The sequence below is a fragment of the Stenotrophomonas sp. TWI1183 genome, from assembly GCF_039673115.1.
GTDB lineage: Bacteria > Pseudomonadota > Gammaproteobacteria > Xanthomonadales > Xanthomonadaceae > Stenotrophomonas > Stenotrophomonas maltophilia_AA.
On record NZ_JBDJKZ010000006.1, the window covers coordinates 49,317 to 65,819 of the forward strand.

Here is a 16,503-nt window from a genome sequence, read left to right on the forward strand (position 1 = left end):
ACCTTTATGTCTTGGACTACTTGCACCCGGCATGGAGGCCGGACTGCATCGGGAATGTAAATTCTCCGTTATTCGACACAACCCGCCCTGAAGTTGACCACCTGCACAAAAGTGAATTTTGGGGCGGCGTTCAGACGCGCTCTGGCATACGCGCGTGGCTTTTTCCAGGCGATGAAGGCGTGAATGCCCGTAGCGCGCGATCGTCACGCGGGCAACAGATGCGGGGGAAAGGCCACGCACGGGAGCCGTGCGGGAAAGGACTCTGGTCACGACGGTGCCCTTGCGGGGCGTCACGCGCTGGGGAAGCCGCTCTTGGGGAGTAATCGGCTAACGCGTCCATCCTCCTGAATGCACCGAGGTCCGTGCCGTGGGGCGTTGGACCGCAGGGCGCCGTGGGGCGTCCTGCCCGGCACCGCCATCATGGGCTGGATGCGTCAGCTGAACCATCAGGAAGTTCCTCACTCTGATTCGGATTTTTCTGACCCCTTTGACCCTCGGCCCGGTGGTGGCCGGGCCGCGCTGAATGGGTCCGCCCGGGTCCGCCCAGGGTGTTCACCCGCCGCAAAGGGCCTCGAGCGCAGTGTCGATACTCCGCCCCCTGGTTCGTCGTATGTCTTGAAGGCGCCCATCCTGGCGCGCCATCCGGAGCGTTGTCATGGCGTATATCGATGGTTTCGTACTGGCCGTCCCGACCGCGAACAAAGACAAATTCCTCGAGCACGCCCGCATGGGCGATGCGATCTGCATCAAGCACGGTGCGCTGCGCGTGGTGGAGTGTTGGGGCGATGATGTTCCGCACGGCAAGCAGACCGACTTCCATCGGGCGGTCGAAGCGAAGGAGGATGAGGCGGTGCTGTTTTCCTGGATCGAATGGCCGGACAAGGCCACGCGCGATGCCGGCATGCAGAAGATGATGGAAGACCCGCAGATGAACCCGGAGAACAATCCGATGCCGTTCGACGGCAAGCGGATGATCTACGGCGGCTTCGTGCCGGTGGTGGAACTCAAGAGCTGAGGGGCGCTGCCATCGCTCAGCGTGGGTGCGCGGATTCTTCGTCGCTCTGGAATCCGCCGCCCATTCCCCCGCCACCAGCACCACCACCACCACCGCCTTTACCGCCGCCCTTGTCACCCGCATCGCCCTTGCCCTTCGCACCGGCCGACGGCCGTGCCGGGCCTTGGCGCGGGATGACGACGGCGGCAGGAATGGGATCAAGATCCAGCGCCTGGCGAATGAAGTCGCGCAACGACACCACCAGTTCGGCGGTGGGAACGAGGCGGCCCTGGGCCATCTCGTTGGCGGCGTGCGCGGCCAGGCGCACCTGCTCATCGGTGCCCAACAGGATGATGTCCGACAGGGCTGCTTCCACCGCATCACGGATGCGACGCGCACGCTCGCCGCCGATCTCCGCGGCCGCCGGCAGGTGCAATGCATCGCCGTCTTCCCCTGCTTCTGGCAGCGCGCGGAAGTCCCGACGATGGCGTGGATCGACATCAAGCGTGCCGGTGAATGAACCCCCGAGCACTTTGTAAGCCGCGATCAGCGTGCGCAGCCGCTCGTTGATCTGCCGGTTCTCGCGCTCGCGGCGCTGCTGCATGGTCTGCATGACCAGCAGCCGGATGCCGACGCCGATCAGGGTGATGACCGCCAGGCCGACCAGGGTCGAGAGCATGGCCTGCCAGGAACTGAAGTCGAGACCGCGCATTGCATCTTCCCGTGGACGTCCGCGGAGCAGGTTAGCAAGAGAGGCAGGGAGGGACCGTCAAGCACCTGGCCGCAGGGGCAGGATCCGACGAAGGGGCGGGACAGTCAGGACAGGAACCGGGAGTCTGATCGCAGCGTGGCGCGATGCACTCGACCGGGATGCCTAGAGGCAGTGGACGGGCACAGGCCGCCCCCGCCATGCCACTCCCGCCCTCAGGCGGGAGCAGCACGTTGCAACTTGCTTACTTGCGCGCGCGCTTGGCCGGCGCCTTGCGGGCAACCGGCTTGGCGGCAGCACGCTTGGCCGGGGCGGCCTTGCGGGCCGGAGCCTTCTTGGCCACAGCCTTCTTGGCGGTGGCGACCTTCTTGCCGACGGTCTTCTTGGCCGCGGTGGTCTTCTTGGTCACGGCCTTCTTGGCCGTGGCGACCTTCTTGCCGACCGACTTGCGGGCGACGGCGGTCTTCTTGCCGGCCACCTTCTTGGCGGTCGCGGTCTTCCGGGTCACGGCCTTCTTGGCGGTCGCCGACTTCCTGGCAACGGCCTTCTTGGCGGTGGCGACCTTCTTGCCGACGGTCTTCTTGGCGACGGCGGTCTTCTTGCCGGCTACCTTCTTGGCCGCTGCGGTCTTCTTGGTCACGGCCTTCTTGGCGGTCGCCGACTTCTTGGCAACGGCGGTCCGGGCAGCGGCGACCTTCTTGCCGACGGTCTTCTTGGCGGCGGTGGTCTTCTTGGTCGCGGCCTTCTTGGCGGTCGCGGTCTTCTTGGCGACGGCCTTCTTGGCGGTGGCAACCTTCTTGGTCACGGTCTTCTTGGCGGCGGCAGCCTTCTTGGTCACGGCCTTCTTGGCGGTCGTGGCCTTCTTGCCGGCAGCCTTGGTGGTCTTGGTCACGGCCTTTTCAGCGGCAGCCTTCTTCTTGGCGACCTGCTTCTTGATCGCGGTGACTTCGGCCTTGGCGTTCTTCTTGGCCGTTTCCAGCTTCTGCTTGGCGGTGGCCAGGGTCTTGCCGACCGACTTGGCCGCTTTGTCAGCCTTCTTGGCGACGGTCTTCTCGACCTTGGTCACGGCCTTCTTGACCTTGGCGACCTGGGTGGTGGCGGCCTTGCGTGCGCGCTTGGCGGTCTTCTTCACCGAAGCGACGGCATCTTCCGCAACGTGTGCGATGGTCTCGCCGACGTTGGTGGCGGTTTCTTTTGCATCTTCGACGGTCTGCGAGAGAACCGTGGTCACACCATTACCGTTGCTCATTGAGTGCCTCCTAAGGGGCCTGGTTAGTCAAATCGCTGGCGATGCTATACCGGCGCGGTCCATCGTGGAACGGTCTTGATGCGATGCACGTGCCAAGCCGACAGTAGCACCCCCATCGGCGGCAGCAAGCAACGCACCAGGCGCTTGCACGAAACCCCTTGAAAACAGCATTACCGTTCCAGTGCGTGGTGCATGGCGTGTGTCTGGATGCGCATCTCCGCCGCATCCGATGATTCGACAATTGGTCGTCGCACCTGATCCATTCCCTGCCTCCACACCCGGCATTTGCGCTGGTTTCGATCACGCTGGTGCGCGTTGCTGGCGCACGACGAGGGTGCGATCGGGCATCACCGGATGCATCTTGGCAGGCACTTCCGGTCCTCCCTATCGGCTGCCTCGGCACCCCGACCATCGGCCTGCCGACGTCGTCGGGAACGCCGCGGCCGCGGCGGGTTTCATGCCGGGTTTAGCCGGTTGCGGACACACTCATTCAGGTTGAATTACCGTATACCTGTTTTCCCTGCCCCCGCCCCCTCCGACACGGAACCGCCGGACATGCGACCGCTCCCGACCCTGCTCACGCTCGCCCTCGCCGCTGCCTTCGGCGGATTCACCGCCACGGCCATCAACGCGCACCTGGACAACCGTGCCGAAGCGGCACCGGCCGCGTACACGATCCCGACCACGGCCGCGCTGCCCGCGGCGGTCGCCGGACAGGCGGTACCGTCACTGGCACCGATGCTGGAGCGGGTGATGCCGGCGGTGGTCAGCGTCAACACCAAGCAGGTGGTGCGCGTGCGCAACCCTTACTTCAACGACCCGTTCTTCCGCCGCCTGTTCCCGGAAGTGCCCCAGGAGCGCATCAACGAATCGCTGGGCTCCGGCGTGATCATCGATGCCGCCGAGGGCCTGGTGCTGACCAACCACCACGTCATCGACAATGCCGACGACGTGCAGGTGACGCTGGCCGATGGACGGACGGTCAAGGCTGAATTCATCGGCTCCGATGCCGATACCGACGTTGCCCTGATCCGTATTCCGACCGGCAACCTGACCGAGATCAAGCTCGGCAACAGCGCGCAGCTGCGCGTGGGCGACTTCGTAGTGGCGATCGGCAACCCGTTCGGTTTCAGCCAGACGGTCACCTCCGGCATCGTCTCGGCGGTGGGCCGCAGCGGCATCCGCGGGCTGGGCTACCAGAACTTCATCCAGACCGATGCCTCGATCAACCCGGGCAATTCCGGCGGCGCACTGGTCAACCTGCAGGGCCAGCTGGTCGGCATCAATACCGCCAGTTTCAATCCGCAGGGCAGCATGGCCGGCAACATCGGCCTGGGCCTGGCGATCCCCTCCAACCTGGCGCGCGACGTGGTCGACCAGCTGGTCAAGCACGGCGTGGTGGTGCGCGGCACGCTCGGCATCGAGACGCAGAACCTGACCCAGCAGATCGCACAGGGCCTGGGCCTGACCGAGACGCGGGGCGCGCTGGTCACCCGCGTGCTGGCCGGGTCCAGTGCCGCGGTCGCCGGACTGAAGCCGGGCGATGTGGTGGTGGCGGCCAACGGCCAGCGCGTGGACAGCGCGCAGGCGCTGCACAACGTGGAAGGCCTGCAGCCGGTGGGCAGCACGCTGACCCTGGATGTGCGCCGCGAGGGCAAGCCGCTGCAGATCAAGGCCACGCTCAAGGAACAGGCGCGCGCGGTCAGTGGCGAATCACTCGATCCGCGCCTGGGCGGTGCCACCTTCGTCGATCTGCCCGAGTCGCTGCGCCAGGCCGGTGTCAGCGGCGTGCTGGTCAGCGAGGTCAAACGCGGCAGCCGCGCGGCCAACTCCGGGCTGCAGCAGGGCGATGTGATCACCGCGGCAACGGCAGGTGAGTTTGCCGATCTCGCCAGCTGGCGCGCCAACTTCCAGCAGCGTCCGGCGCAGCTGGTGCTGCGCATCATCCGGGGCAACGGTGGTGGCCAGCTGGTGATGCGCTGAACGCAGCGGCTGCCGTAACGTCGCTTACACCCGGCCGGTGCTATTACCTTGTGTTCGTTGCCGTCGGATCGTCCGCGGTCACCTTCCCCATCGCATAGCAGGAGATACACGATGAGCCCTACCAATACCGAGAACCTGAAGGAACACCTGGGCGAAGCCGGCTCGCACCTGAAGTCGGCCGCCACCGCCGCCGGCGGTGCGATCAAGGGCGCCACCGGTGCTGCCGGTGACGAGCTGCGCATCGGCAAGGCCAACGTCAAGGCCGAGCTGTCCGATACCGCGCTGTCCGGCCTGGCGGCTGCCGAGTTCGGTGGCGCCGCTGCCAAGGAACAGGTCGATGCACTGATGGACAAGGGCAAGGACCTGGTCGACAGCGCTGCCGAACTGATCCGTGAGCGTCCGCTGGCGTCCTTCGGCGTGGCCTTCGCGGCCGGCTGGATCATCGCCAAGCTGGCCCGCAGCGGCGGCGACAAGTAAGCAGCGGCGTGAGCGATCAAGCCCAGTCGAACGCTGCCGGTGGCGCGGATATCCCGCCACCGGACAGCGGTGAAAAAGCACCGCGCCTGGACGAGAGCATCCGTCAGGTCGGTGAGGCCGGCCGTGAGACCGTCGATTCGGCCAAACACACCCTGCGCTCCCTGCGACGGTTGGCTTCTGCCGACTTCGCACTGGCGCGCAGCGCGTTTGGCCGGGCACTGGCCTGGGCGGGCGTGGCGATCGTGTTCGGCGCGTCGGCCTGGTTGTTGCTGGCCGGTACGCTGATCGCCCTGATGCAGCGTTGGGGCCTGTCCTGGTTCCATTCGCTGTTGATCACCTCGATCGTCAGCCTGCTGGTGACCGGCTATGCGATGTGGCGGGTGTCGTTCTTCTTCCGCCATACCGGCATGCATGCCACCCGCCGACAGCTGTCGCGGCTGGGGCTGTATGACGAGCCCAGCGATGAAGATCCCGATGCCGACGTCGATACCACGGGGGTGAAGCGATGAACTTCGAAGCCTTGCGGCAACGCGTCCAGCGCGCCGAGCTGGTGGTGGCGGTGCGGGTGGAGAAAACCCGCAGCAACTGGTCCACCCTCAGCACCGTCTGGCGTACCGGATGGACACCGCTGCGCATCATTACCGTGGGTCTGGCCGGCGGTTTCCTGGCCGGCAAGCTGGAGCCCACCGGCCTGGGCGCGAAGGTGCAGGGCGCGCGGTGGCTGCAGATGATCGGCTCGGTCTCCAATCTGGTGGCCAGTACCCAGGCCGCGTTCGCCTCGATGCAGGCCAGCGAAGCGGCCGATACCGCCGAGCAGGCGGCTGACAAGGTGGATGAGGCCACCGATGAGGCACCGCGTCAAGCAGCTCCGGCGCCGACACCTGCGGCCCCGGCAACGCCGCGGCTCAGCCCGGAACGCCGCGCGGATCCGGCCTCGCCGCATCAGCCGCAACCGGCGGAAGCCGCCACGGACCTGTCCGAACGCTGATCGCACCGCGCTCGGCCGCAACATCCGAAGGCCCTGCGGCACCCGCCGCGGGGCCTTTCTTCGTCTGCACGCACCCCACACGCCATGCCCACCCGGCTTGCCCAATAATGGCGCTCCTTTCCAGCGTGCGATCCGAATGAGCGTCCCGGTTCCCCCTTCTGCCGAAGCCGTCGTCGCACCGCCCGCGCCGCGCCCGCGCGCCCCGATGTCGCTGGTGATCCTGGCCACCCTGGCCGTGGCCTTCACCCTGTGGGCGGCACAGGACGTGGTCCTGCCGATCCTGCTGGCGATGTTCTTCGCGCTGGTCGGCAACCCGATCCTGCGGATGCTGCAGAAGATCTGGATTCCCCGGTTCCTCGGCGCGGTGCTGGTACTCGGCGTCGGCCTGAGTGGTGCCGCCGCGCTCGGCGTGCAGCTGGTCGGCCCGGCGATGGAGTGGGCCCAGGAAGCACCGCAGCAGCTGCGCAAGGTCGCCCGCCAGGTGCAGAACCTGACCAAGCCGGTGCAGCAGGCCAACCAGGCCGCCGAGAACTTCGCGCGTGTCGCCGGTGGCGAAGGCAGCCGCCGCGTGCAGATCGTGCGCACCCAGCTGGATGATCCCTACAAGGTGCTGACCCGCGCGCCCCGCCTGGCCGCCTCGGTGCTGGCGGTGGTGCTGTTGACCCTGTTCTTCATGATCTACGGGCAGAACCTGCAGAAGCATGCGATCGCGCTGTTCCCCAGCCGCCAGCAGCAACGCTTCACCACGGACATCCTGCGCTCGATCGAGCGCGAGGTTTCCCGGTACGTGCTGACCATCACCGTGATCAACACGCTGGTCGGCCTGGTGTTCTCCGGCATCCTGCTGCTGCTCGGCATTTCGCTGCAGGAGGCGCTGCTATGGGGCACCGTGGCGGCCCTGCTGAACTTCGCGCCCTACGTCGGTCCGCTGATCGGCGTGGCGCTGATGCTGCTGATGGGTTTCGTGGAGTTCAGCGATCCCTTCAAGGCATTGCTGCCCGCGGCCTGCTACCTCGCGCTGCACACCATCGAAGGCCAGGTGGTGACCCCGATCGTACTGGGCCGGCAGATGGCGATCTCGCCGCTGATCCTGATCCTGGCCCTGATGGTGTTTGGCTGGCTGTGGGGCATGGTCGGCCTGCTGCTGGCGGTGCCGCTGCTGGTCTGCATCAAGCTGGTGCTGGCGCGGCTGGATGGCACCCAGGGCTGGGCCAAGCTGCTGGAATAAGCAGTCAAGGCCAAGGATACGGCTGGCCGCGCGATCCCCGGTGCTGCCAGAATACCGGCACCTTTTCGGATGGATCCCGGCCCTGATGTCTTCCCTCGCTACCCGTTGCCTGGCCCTCGCCGGCCTTGTCACCCTCGCTGCCCCGACCTTGGCCGCACCCCCGCCCAGCGCCGAGGTGGCCAGCCGCCAGCTGGTCGAGGCGGTCACCTGCAAGCGTCACCTGACGCCTGCGCAGTTCGCCGCGCTGGCGAAGGTGCTCAAGCCGACCGAGCTGCAGGCGTACGGCGAGCTGTCCGATGGCGAGTATGCGCTGACCACACCGCTGCTCGTGCTGGGCCAGCCGGTGAACCGCCTGCACCTGTACGACGGTGCCAACGGCGAGGACAGCATCGACAGCTATACCGCCTACTTCAGCACAGCCGGTATCGAACAGATCGCAGCGCTGGCGAAGATTCCGCGCAACGAAGCCGGCGACTACACCTTGGAAGTAGGCCGCCACGACCTGAGCGTGCGGCAGGACGAGGGCCAAGCCTCCATCGCCTGCTCCTACGACCTGCGCTGAAGCACCTCACCTCGGCCCTGCGCGCGCCATGAAAGCCCGCGCGCGCAGGCGTAGAATGGCGGGGTGAATTTCCCCGTCCAAGCCATCACCCTCGACCTCGACGACACCTTGTGGCCGTTCGCCCCCATCGGCGCCCGCATCGACCAGGTGTTGTACGAGTGGATGCTCCAGCACAGCCCCGCGACCGCCGCGATGTACCCGGTGGCCGCGATGCGCGAACTGCGCGAGCGCTCCTTCCATGACAACCCGCACCTGCACTACGACCTGAGCGCGCTGCGCCGGTTGACGCTGAGCGAGGCGCTGGAGAAAAGCGGCGCCGATCCGGCCCTGCTCGAACCGGCCTACGAGGCGTTCTACGCCGCGCGCAACCAGGTCGAGTTCTATCCGGATGCGATGGACGCGCTGGCCCGGATCGCCGCGCGCGTGCCGGTCGCCGCGCTCAGCAACGGCAATGCCGACCTGCAGCGGATCGGCGTGTCCCACCACTTCACCTTCCAGCTCGGCTCGCGCGAGCACGGCGCCGCCAAGCCCGCGGCGAGCATCTTCCATGCGGCCTGCGAGCGCCTCGCGGTGGCTCCGGCCCACGTACTGCACGTCGGCGACCACGCCGAGATGGACGTGGTCGGTGCGATGCAGGCCGGCCTGCGCGGCTGCTGGATCAACCGCGAAGAACACCCCTGGACCCATCCTTCACTGCAGCCCGATCTGCAGTTCGACACCCTGACCGGGCTGGCCGACTGGCTGGATGCGAACGCATCCGCCCAGCACGCGTAAGCCGCCGCCCAAGGAGCACTCGAGTCCCATGTCCCAGATCAACGGTTTCACGTCCGATACCTCGCATGCGCTGCCGCTGCATGTGATGACCCGCGAGCAGTACGCCGGCTGGCGTGCGCAGCAGTCCGACGCGCTCGGTGCGTGGCTGGACGCGCAGCGCTTCAACGGCAGCGGTGGCAGCGTGGTGCTGCTGCCGGGCGAGCACGGCCTGGCCGGCGCGATCGTCGGTGTCGGCGACCCGGGCGATGTCTACAGCTACGCGCATGCGCCATTCGCGCTGCCGGAAGGCACTGTCTGGACACTGGCGGATGCCCTGGCACCGGAGATCGAGACCCTGCTGCAGATCGGCTGGGGCCTGGGCAGCTACCGCTTCGCGCGCTACCGGAAGCCCAACCGCGCGCCGGCCCAGCTGGCCACCACTCCCTCGGCCGAAGTGCGCGACGTGGTCGCGGCCAGCCTGCGCGTGCGCGACTGGGTCAACACCCCCACCGAGGACATGGGTCCGCAGCAGCTCGAAGATGCCGCACGTGAACTGGCCACGGCCCACGGCGCGCAGATCGAGGTGATCACCGGCGATGCGCTGCTGGAGCAGAACTTCCCGTCCATCCACGCCGTGGGCCGCGCCTCGCATCGCGCGCCGCGGCTGATCGTGCTGCGCTGGGGCAGCGCAGGCCAGCCGCATGTGGCGCTGGTCGGCAAGGGCGTGTGCTTCGACACCGGCGGGCTGGACATCAAGCCGGGCGATGGCATGCGCAACATGAAGAAGGACATGGGCGGCGCCGCGCACGCGCTGGGCCTGGCCGGGCTGATCATGGCCCAGCAGCTGCCGGTGCAGCTGACCCTGCTGATCCCGGCGGTGGAAAACGCGATCGGTCCGGATGCGTTCCGTCCGGGCGAAGTGATCGCCACCCGCAAGGGCCTGAGCATCGAGATCGACAACACAGACGCCGAAGGCCGGGTGATCCTCGCCGATGCGCTGACCTATGCCAGCGAGCAGCAGCCGGAGATCGTGCTCGATTTCGCCACCCTGACCGGCGCGGCCCGCATCGCGCTCGGCCCGGACCTGCCGGCGCTGTTCAGCAACGACGACACCCTGGCACAGCAGTGGCTGCAGGCCGGTGAATCGGTGCGCGATCCGGTCTGGCGCATGCCGCTGTGGCGCCCGTACCTGCGCTACCTGCACAGCAACATCGCCGACCTGGCCAACGCCGGTTCGCGCATGGCCGGCTCGGTCACCGCCGCGCTGTACCTGGAGCGTTTCATCGCCGAAGGCCAGACCTGGGCGCATCTGGATGTGTACGCCTGGAACGACGGCGAACGCCCGGGCCGTCCGGCCGGTGGCGAAGCGCTGGCGCTGCGTTCGGCGTGGGCGATGCTGAAGACGCGTTACGCCTGAGGCGCCGCGCCTCACCTGTGACCCCCACGATCCCCGCCCCGGCGGGGATCGTCGTTTCTGAAGAGTTGTCGAAAATGTGAATATCGGCCTGCGCCGGGTTCTGACACCATGCCCCCTGTCGCCCACCCACACGCATCGTGAAGGCAGGAATCCGGACATGTCGCTCTTCGGCTATACCCGCGCTGGTCGCGAACCGGGCGGTCCACGCCCTCCATCACCGCTGCTGTGGATCGCACTGATCGCCCTGATCGCGGGGGGTCTGGTGCTGGCTTTCGCCTGGCTGGCCGGCTGGATCGGTCGCGACCGCGTCACCGCACAGACCTTCACCGATGCCATCGAGGCGACGGGGCCACCGCAGCCCGGCTTCCGCCGTGCGCATACCAAGGGCGTCTGCGTCAGCGGTGTGTTCCAGGGCACACCGGAGGGCGCGGCGCTGAGCTCAGCGCGCGTGTTCCGCCAGCCCCAGGTGCCTGTGCTGGGCCGGCTCTCGATCGGCGGCGGCGATCCGCATGGCGCCGACAACAAGGCCCGCGTGCGCAGCATGGCGCTGCAGCTGGTCAGCGATGACGGCCAGGAATGGCGGATGGCGATGAACAGCTTCCCGTTCTTCGCGGTACCCACCGCGGAAGCCTTCCTCGAGCAGACCCGTGCGGGCATCCCGGACCCGGCCACCGGTAAACCGGATCCGGCGAAGATGGCGGCCGTGCTGGAGAAATACCCTTCTGCGCGTGCCTTCCAGCAGTGGGCCAAGACCGCCCCGTGGTCGAACAGCTGGGCCAACACCGCCTACAACGGCGTCAACAGTTTCCGCTTCACCGCCGCCGATGGCAGCCACCGCTTCGTGCGCTGGAGCATGCGTCCACAGGCACCGTTCGAGGACATGACGCCGGAACAGCGCGCGCAGTCCGACGATGATTTCCTCAGCGAGGAGTTCGCGCAGCGGCTGGCGCAGGGTCCGGTGCGCTGGGACATGTGGGTGACCGTCGCCAACGATGGCGACCCGGTCAATGATCCTTCGCAGGTGTGGCCGGAGGACCGCCGCCAGGTGAAGGCCGGCACGCTGACCCTGAGCAGCATGCAGCCGCAGGCCACCGGCGCCTGCCGCGACCTCAACTACGATCCGCTGATCCTGCCCAGCGGCGTGGCCGGCACCGATGATCCGATCCTGGCCGCGCGCTCGGCGGTGTATTCACAATCGTTCAATCGTCGCGAGCGCGAAATCGCCCGCGGCAACGCGCCCGCTGCCACGGGCAAGGAAGGTGCGCGATGAACCGTGATGCCGGCCATTTCAATCTTCTCGCCCGCGTCCTGCACTGGCTGATGGCGGCGATGATCCTGACCATGCTGTTCGTCGGCGTGACCATGGTCGCTTCGCTGCACTGGCGGCCGATGCTGATCGACCTGCATCGGCCATTGGGCATCGCGATCCTGCTGCTGGTGCTGGTGCGGCTGTACAACCGCCTGCGCCACCGTCCACCGCCGCTGCCGGCCGATCTGCCCGCCTGGCAGGCTGCGGCCGCGCATGCCTCGCACTGGGTGCTGTACGGGTTGATGCTGGCGATGCCGCTGGTCGGCTGGGGCATGCTCTCCGCCGGTGGCTATCCGATCGTGATGGGCGGCGGCGTGCACTTGCCGGCGATCCTGCCGCACAACCCGGCGCTGTACGCCGCCCTGCGCAATGCGCACAGCCTGCTGGCCTATGTGTTGTTCGCCACGGTGGTGATGCATCTGTCGGCTGCGCTGTTCCACCTGTGGGTGCGCCGCGATGGCGTATTCCAGGCGATGGCGAAGGGCCCGGAGAAAGAGCGCAACGACGATGCCGGATAAATCAGGTTGCCTGTCATCCTGGTAGCCACCGACCGTTGGTCGGTGGGGGCGGCCGGTATCGATCCCATGCATCGCGCCCACCAACGGTGGGCGCCTACCGCGTTACAACCAGCCTTTCTGCCGGGCCAGCCGATACGCTTCGATGCGGTTGGCGACGCCCAGCTTGCCGATGCATTCGGACAGGTAGTTGCGCACCGTCCCGTGCGAGAGCCCGAGCTGGGTGGCGATCTCGCTGGCCGAGCGTCCGTCGCCGGACAGGCGCAGCACCTGGCGCTCGCGGTCGTTGAGCGGATCGGCCTGCGACCAGGCATCCAGCGCCAGCTGCGGGTCGATCGCGCGGCCGCCGTGCTGCACCTGGCGCAGCGCATCGGCCAGGCGTTCGGCCGGGGCATCCTTGAGCAGATAGCCGCAGACCCCGGCATCCAGCGCGCGGCGCAGGAAGCCGGAGCGCGCGAAGGTGGTGACGATCACCACCTTGATCGGGAGTCCCTGACGGGCGATCCGCTGCGCCAGTTCCAGCCCGGACAGGCCGGGCATTTCGATATCGGTGACCAGGATGTCCGGCTGCAGCTGCTGCAGCATCCGCCACGCGGCTTCGCCATCGGCGGCGCTGCCCAGCACCTCGATGTCCGGCTCCAGCCCGAGCAGCGCTGACAACGCGCCGCGCACCATCGCCTGGTCTTCGGCGAGCACGATGCGGATCATGGCGCGGCTCCGTCCGGGAGGGCATCGGGCGTGACCAGTGCCACGACCGGCGTGGTTGCCGCCGGCAGGGTGACCCGCACCGTCACGCAGGTGCCCTCGCCCTTCGCCGACTGCATCAGCAGGGTGCCGCGCAGTGCCGCAACGCGTTCGCGCATGCCGGTCAGCCCGTTGCCATCGACGTGGAGACCACCGCGCCCATCGTCGCGGATCTGCATCAACAGACTGCGCCCGTCCTGCTCGAAGGTGATCCACGCCTGCCGCGCCTGTGCGTGGCGGGCGATATTGGTCACCGCCTCGCGCAGGACCAGTGACAATGCCCGTTCGGTATCGACCGGCATCGGCGGCGGCGGCGCGTAGTGCAGATGCACATACTGGTACTCCAGCAGCAACCGGGCCGAGGCGAGTTCGGCCGCCAGGTCGCTCGCGCGGATACCGGTGACTGCACTGCGCACTTCGGCCAGCGCCTGGCGCGCGATGGTCTCGGCCTCGTCCACCTCGCGGCGCGAGCCCACCGGATCGCGGTCGGCCAGCTTGCGCGAGAGCTCCAGCTTCAAGGTGATCAAGGACAACGTATGCCCCAGCAGATCGTGCAGATCGCGGCCGATGCGCTCGCGCTCGGCGGTCGCCGCGAGCCGACGCACTTCGTCCTGCGACAGCTGCAGCGCCGCATCCTGTTCATGGCTGGCGGTCTCGAAGTTGACCACCAGGCTGATGATCATCGCCATGCTCGGGATCCAGATCAGCGCCTGCCACGGATAGTGGGCCAACAGTCCCACCACCACGAACAGCGCGTTCAATCCCACCAGCTGCAGCAGATAACGCCCATACCCACTGCGGCGCGAGACGCGCAGGGTGACGCAGCCGAAAATGAAGTAGCTCACCGCCGAGGGGTACCACGCCAGCGGTACCAGCCCCAGTACCACCATCGACAGGGCGTAGCGCGGTGCGTGGCAACGCGGTGCGAGCAGCACACCGGCGTACAGCACGAGGAACACCGGGTAGGTCAGCAGGGTCAGCGCCGCCCAGCGCCAGGTGTAGCCACCGCCGAACAGCGGCGTCAGGAACACCCACAGCGTCCACAGCAGGTGGATCGCATCGACCCATGGCGATCTGCCGCGCCGCAGGTTCTCGGCCACGGCCGAATCCGGCGCGGGGCGCAGCAGGGAGGCGAGCCGACTGGAGGACACGGGCGATTCCAAAGCAGAGCGATCAGGCGCGATCATGCCACTTCAGCCAACACGTCGCAGGCGCCCCTGCCGTAGTGGACCTCGGCGTCCTGGAGACTGGCCAAGGACAACACAGAAGGCTCGGTCATGACGCACTCCCAGAGAGGACACCCACAGCGTCCGTCATCCGCGCTGCCGGTCCCAGTGGCCGGCGTCAGCCCATACAGGTGACAGCTGTCACTGCCGACGCCGCTGGCCGCCGGGCATGCTGTGCACCACCCGGCCACCGTGCCGGTTTGCCCCCCGGCCGCCGATGCGGTCACACTCGGCCCGATTCCCCGTCCAGACTCACGATGAACGCATCCGCTGAACTGCTCAAGGAACTCCGCATCGACCGCAAGGCCGGTTCGCCGCCGCCGTCGCCCCCGCGACGTGGCCGCTGGATCGTGCTGGCGATCGTCCTTCTCATCGTGCTGGCCGGGCTGGCCTGGTTCGTGTTCGGCCGCGAGCGCCCGATCGCGGTGACCACTGCCCCGGTGGTGGCGATCCAGCAGGGCGGCGCCAGCAGCTCGGTGCTCGATGCCAGCGGCTATGTGGTCGCCCGGCGCATGGCCACCGTCTCGGCCAAGATCACCGGCAAGGTCCGCGAGGTGATGATCGAGGAAGGCATGCGTGTGGAAGAGGGCCAGATCATGGCCACGCTCGACCCGATCGATGCCAACGCACAGCGCAGCCTCTCGGCCTCGCAGCTGGAGGCCGCGCGCAGCCAGCTGGCCGGACTGCAGGCGCAGGTCGCCCAGGCCGATGCCGAGGCCGGCCGCCTGCAGGCACTGGTCGGCCAGCAGCTGGTCTCGCGCTCGCAGTACGACCTGGCCATCGCCCAGCGCGACAACCTGCGCGCCCAGCTCAAGACTGCCCAGCGCAACACCACCGTGGCCAGCGATTCGCTGGCGATCGCCGACCTCGGCGTGGACAACAACATCGTGCGCGCGCCGTTCTCCGGCGTGGTCACCGCCAAGGCCGCGCAGCCGGGCGAGATCGTCTCGCCGCTGTCGGCCGGCGGCGGCTTCACCCGCACGGGCATCGGCACCATCGTGGACATGGACTCGCTGGAGATCGAAGTCGAGGTCGGCGAATCCTTCATCGGCCGCGTGCAGCCGAAGATGCCGGTCGAAGCCACCCTCAATGCCTACCCGGACTGGAAAATCCCGGCCGAAGTGATCGCGATCATCCCGACCGCCGACCGCGGCAAGGCCACCGTGAAGGTGCGCGTGGCGCTGAAGACCAAGGACCCGCGCATCGTCCCGGAAATGGGCGTGCGGGTCAGCTTCCTGGAAAGCGCCCAGCCCACCGAAGCCGCCAAGCCGCAGGGCGTGCGCGTACCGGCGGCGGCGATCGTGGAGCGCGACCAGAAGACGGTCGCCTTCGTGGTCAAGGACGATGCGCGGGTGGAACAGCGCGCGCTCACCGTGGGCACCACGCTCAACAACGACCGCCAGGTCACGCAGGGCCTGAGTGCCGGCGAGGTCGTGGTGACCTCACCACCGGCCGAGCTGCACGACGGCAGCAAGGTCACCGAAACCCCCTGACGGGCCGAAGGTAGCAGTACGCGAGCCGCCCCCACGCTCGCAGCAAGTGCGACTCCCTCGTGCCGTCACGGCGCGCACGGTGGCGGCTGGCCGTCACCGCGGAACCCGGCGGCCTTCGCCCGGGCGCGCCGCATGCCTTTTCTCACTGATCCACGGAGAACCACCCATGTCCACCCTGGTTTCGCTCCGCAACATCACCAAGACCTACCAGCGCGGCCCCGAGAAAGTGCAGGTGCTGCACGGCATTGATCTGGACATCCAGTCGGGCGATTTCGTCGCGTTGATGGGCCCGTCCGGTTCGGGCAAGACCACCCTGCTCAACCTGATCGGCGGGCTGGACACGCCCACCGCGGGCGAGATCGAGATCGAAGGCGAGCGCATCGACCGCATGAGCGGTGGCCAGCTCTCGACCTGGCGCAGCCACCACGTCGGCTTCGTGTTCCAGTTCTACAACCTGATGCCGATGCTGACCGCACAGAAGAACGTGGAGCTGCCGCTGCTGCTCACGCACCTGGGCGCGGCGCAGCGCAAGCGCAACGCCGAGATCGCGCTGACCCTGGTCGGCCTGGCCGACCGCCGCAGCCACCGCCCGAACGAACTCTCCGGCGGCCAGCAGCAGCGCGTGGCGATCGCCCGCGCGATCGTCTCCGACCCCACCTTCCTGATCTGCGATGAGCCCACCGGCGACCTGGACCGGCAGTCCGCCGAGGAGATCCTGGGGCTGCTGCAGCAGCTCAACCGCGAACACGGCAAGACCATCATCATGGTCACCCATGATCCCAAGGCCGCCGAGTACGCCACGCACACGGTGCACCTGGACAAGGGCGAACTGGCCGACGTGCCAGCGGCCCACTGA

The 16,503-nt window shown here is 67.7% G+C and carries 17 protein-coding genes; 13 read left to right on the forward strand and 4 right to left on the reverse strand.

The genetic code is table 11. The features are described 5' to 3' along the window. Window positions 1-655: 655 nt before the first annotated feature. Complete coding sequence (locus ABE434_RS07720; RefSeq protein ID WP_346478414.1) at window positions 656-1,015, forward strand: DUF1428 domain-containing protein; 360 nt, start codon at window positions 656-658, stop codon at window positions 1,013-1,015. Between the two features lie 16 nt (window positions 1,016-1,031). Here ABE434_RS07720 and ABE434_RS07725 read toward each other — a convergent pair whose 3' ends face one another. Beyond that, entirely contained in the window at window positions 1,032-1,706 is a 675-nt protein-coding gene (locus tag ABE434_RS07725; protein ID WP_346478415.1) for a hypothetical protein, read from the reverse strand. Window positions 1,707-1,947: 241 nt separating this feature from the next. Continuing rightward, entirely contained in the window at window positions 1,948-2,952 is a 1,005-nt protein-coding gene (locus tag ABE434_RS07730; protein WP_346478416.1) for a histone, read from the reverse strand. Between the two features lie 555 nt (window positions 2,953-3,507). Between ABE434_RS07730 and ABE434_RS07735 the strand changes: the two genes are divergently transcribed. The 10 genes from ABE434_RS07735 to ABE434_RS07780 all read left to right on the forward strand — a co-directional run bounded on the left by ABE434_RS07735 (window position 3,508) and on the right by ABE434_RS07780 (window position 12,187). Beyond that, a complete protein-coding gene (locus ABE434_RS07735) occupies window positions 3,508-4,935 on the forward strand; it encodes a Do family serine endopeptidase (RefSeq protein ID WP_346478417.1) in 1,428 nt (475 codons plus the stop codon). Between the two features lie 111 nt (window positions 4,936-5,046). Then, window positions 5,047-5,412: a hypothetical protein gene (locus ABE434_RS07740; protein ID WP_019185548.1), complete on the forward strand. Its 366-nt coding sequence runs from the start codon at window positions 5,047-5,049 to the stop codon at window positions 5,410-5,412. Window positions 5,413-5,420: 8 nt separating this feature from the next. Further along, complete coding sequence (locus tag ABE434_RS07745) at window positions 5,421-5,921, forward strand: phage holin family protein (protein ID WP_176990933.1); 501 nt, start codon at window positions 5,421-5,423, stop codon at window positions 5,919-5,921. After that, window positions 5,918-6,400 carry a protein sip-5 gene (locus ABE434_RS07750; RefSeq protein ID WP_346478418.1) on the forward strand — a complete coding sequence of 161 codons (483 nt, stop codon included), beginning with the start codon at window positions 5,918-5,920 and terminating at the stop codon, window positions 6,398-6,400. The genes ABE434_RS07745 and ABE434_RS07750 overlap by 4 nt, the downstream gene beginning before the upstream one ends. A 136-nt stretch (window positions 6,401-6,536) precedes the next feature. Next, on the forward strand, window positions 6,537-7,628 hold the full coding sequence (locus tag ABE434_RS07755) for an AI-2E family transporter (protein WP_313208836.1): 1,092 nt from the start codon (window positions 6,537-6,539) through the stop codon (window positions 7,626-7,628). Between the two features lie 85 nt (window positions 7,629-7,713). Beyond that, window positions 7,714-8,190 (forward strand): hypothetical protein, encoded by a 477-nt coding sequence (locus tag ABE434_RS07760; protein WP_313208837.1) that lies wholly within the window; start codon window positions 7,714-7,716, stop codon window positions 8,188-8,190. Window positions 8,191-8,253: 63 nt separating this feature from the next. Beyond that, window positions 8,254-8,964, forward strand: a complete 711-nt coding sequence (locus ABE434_RS07765; RefSeq protein ID WP_102788871.1) for an HAD family hydrolase — start codon at window positions 8,254-8,256, stop codon at window positions 8,962-8,964. A 28-nt stretch (window positions 8,965-8,992) separates the two neighbouring features. After that, window positions 8,993-10,360, forward strand: a complete 1,368-nt coding sequence (locus ABE434_RS07770) for a leucyl aminopeptidase family protein (RefSeq protein WP_346478419.1) — start codon at window positions 8,993-8,995, stop codon at window positions 10,358-10,360. A gap of 157 nt (window positions 10,361-10,517) precedes the next feature. Further along, complete coding sequence (locus ABE434_RS07775; protein ID WP_346478420.1) at window positions 10,518-11,630, forward strand: catalase family peroxidase; 1,113 nt, start codon at window positions 10,518-10,520, stop codon at window positions 11,628-11,630. Then, window positions 11,627-12,187: a cytochrome b/b6 domain-containing protein gene (locus ABE434_RS07780; protein WP_121044183.1), complete on the forward strand. Its 561-nt coding sequence runs from the start codon at window positions 11,627-11,629 to the stop codon at window positions 12,185-12,187. Before ABE434_RS07775 ends, ABE434_RS07780 begins: the two co-directional genes overlap by 4 nt. 102 nt (window positions 12,188-12,289) lie before the next feature. On the opposite strand, the gene ABE434_RS07785 is transcribed toward ABE434_RS07780, so the two are convergent. Together ABE434_RS07785 and ABE434_RS07790 are read right to left on the reverse strand one after the other, a co-directional pair. Next, window positions 12,290-12,892, reverse strand: coding sequence for a response regulator transcription factor (locus ABE434_RS07785; RefSeq protein ID WP_123731154.1), 603 nt, complete (start codon window positions 12,890-12,892; stop codon window positions 12,290-12,292). Beyond that, window positions 12,889-14,115, reverse strand: a complete 1,227-nt coding sequence (locus ABE434_RS07790; RefSeq protein WP_346478421.1) for a sensor histidine kinase — start codon at window positions 14,113-14,115, stop codon at window positions 12,889-12,891. The genes ABE434_RS07785 and ABE434_RS07790 overlap by 4 nt, the downstream gene beginning before the upstream one ends. A gap of 296 nt (window positions 14,116-14,411) precedes the next feature. On the opposite strand from ABE434_RS07790, the gene ABE434_RS07795 reads away from it, so the two are divergent. After that, complete coding sequence (locus ABE434_RS07795) at window positions 14,412-15,647, forward strand: efflux RND transporter periplasmic adaptor subunit (RefSeq protein ID WP_346478422.1); 1,236 nt, start codon at window positions 14,412-14,414, stop codon at window positions 15,645-15,647. 166 nt (window positions 15,648-15,813) lie between these two features. Next, window positions 15,814-16,503 (forward strand): ABC transporter ATP-binding protein, encoded by a 690-nt coding sequence (locus tag ABE434_RS07800; protein ID WP_179460460.1) that lies wholly within the window; start codon window positions 15,814-15,816, stop codon window positions 16,501-16,503.

What these genes read in the sequence shown, in the direction of transcription:
- ABE434_RS07720 (WP_346478414.1), top strand. Translation starts at nt 656, where the DNA reads ATGGCGTATATCGATGGTTTCGTACTGGCCGTCCCGACCGCGAACAAA.
- ABE434_RS07725 (WP_346478415.1), bottom strand. Translation starts at nt 1,706, where the DNA reads ATGCGCGGTCTCGACTTCAGTTCCTGGCAGGCCATGCTCTCGACCCTG.
- ABE434_RS07730 (WP_346478416.1), bottom strand. Translation starts at nt 2,952, where the DNA reads ATGAGCAACGGTAATGGTGTGACCACGGTTCTCTCGCAGACCGTCGAA.
- ABE434_RS07735 (WP_346478417.1), top strand. Translation starts at nt 3,508, where the DNA reads ATGCGACCGCTCCCGACCCTGCTCACGCTCGCCCTCGCCGCTGCCTTC.
- ABE434_RS07740 (WP_019185548.1), top strand. Translation starts at nt 5,047, where the DNA reads ATGAGCCCTACCAATACCGAGAACCTGAAGGAACACCTGGGCGAAGCC.
- ABE434_RS07750 (WP_346478418.1), top strand. Translation starts at nt 5,918, where the DNA reads ATGAACTTCGAAGCCTTGCGGCAACGCGTCCAGCGCGCCGAGCTGGTG.
- ABE434_RS07755 (WP_313208836.1), top strand. Translation starts at nt 6,537, where the DNA reads ATGAGCGTCCCGGTTCCCCCTTCTGCCGAAGCCGTCGTCGCACCGCCC.
- ABE434_RS07760 (WP_313208837.1), top strand. Translation starts at nt 7,714, where the DNA reads ATGTCTTCCCTCGCTACCCGTTGCCTGGCCCTCGCCGGCCTTGTCACC.
- ABE434_RS07770 (WP_346478419.1), top strand. Translation starts at nt 8,993, where the DNA reads ATGTCCCAGATCAACGGTTTCACGTCCGATACCTCGCATGCGCTGCCG.
- ABE434_RS07775 (WP_346478420.1), top strand. Translation starts at nt 10,518, where the DNA reads ATGTCGCTCTTCGGCTATACCCGCGCTGGTCGCGAACCGGGCGGTCCA.
- ABE434_RS07780 (WP_121044183.1), top strand. Translation starts at nt 11,627, where the DNA reads ATGAACCGTGATGCCGGCCATTTCAATCTTCTCGCCCGCGTCCTGCAC.
- ABE434_RS07785 (WP_123731154.1), bottom strand. Translation starts at nt 12,892, where the DNA reads ATGATCCGCATCGTGCTCGCCGAAGACCAGGCGATGGTGCGCGGCGCG.
- ABE434_RS07790 (WP_346478421.1), bottom strand. Translation starts at nt 14,115, where the DNA reads ATGATCGCGCCTGATCGCTCTGCTTTGGAATCGCCCGTGTCCTCCAGT.
- ABE434_RS07795 (WP_346478422.1), top strand. Translation starts at nt 14,412, where the DNA reads ATGAACGCATCCGCTGAACTGCTCAAGGAACTCCGCATCGACCGCAAG.
- ABE434_RS07800 (WP_179460460.1), top strand. Translation starts at nt 15,814, where the DNA reads ATGTCCACCCTGGTTTCGCTCCGCAACATCACCAAGACCTACCAGCGC.